Source organism: Borrelia persica No12, assembly GCF_000500045.1.
Lineage (GTDB): Bacteria > Spirochaetota > Spirochaetia > Borreliales > Borreliaceae > Borrelia > Borrelia persica.
Map to the genome: position 1 here is coordinate 1 of NZ_AYOT01000235.1, position 322 is coordinate 322.

A 322-nucleotide genomic window follows, 5' to 3' on the forward strand; every position below is an offset into this window, starting at 1 on the left:
ACTATTCCCTTCACTTTTCTGCATTTTGCTAATTTCTTCTGCAATGATTCTTGCTTCAAGCTTTCTCAAATTCTCATCAATGGGAGCCGGAGTTACTCTTACAAGTTCATTCTGTCCCATTTCACTAAGTCATCAATCCTGCACCAGGCATTTGTTGGTCATAAACCTAGCACCCTTACAGGCAAGCTTAATCTCCTCTATAGAAGCTGCGGCTTTTACTTTTGATATTCTTCTTAAAACCTCATTTAGGTGTCCTTTAGTTCTAGCCAAATCCGCAGTTTTTCCCCAATAATTCCAATAAGCTTCTACTTTATCCACTTCT

General features: G+C 38.8%; 1 pseudogene. It reads right to left on the minus strand.

Annotated features, from left to right (window positions below):
• Positions 1–132 precede the first annotated feature (132 nt).
• Positions 133–322: pseudogene (locus tag U881_RS13445) on the minus strand (hypothetical protein); the annotation flags it as partial.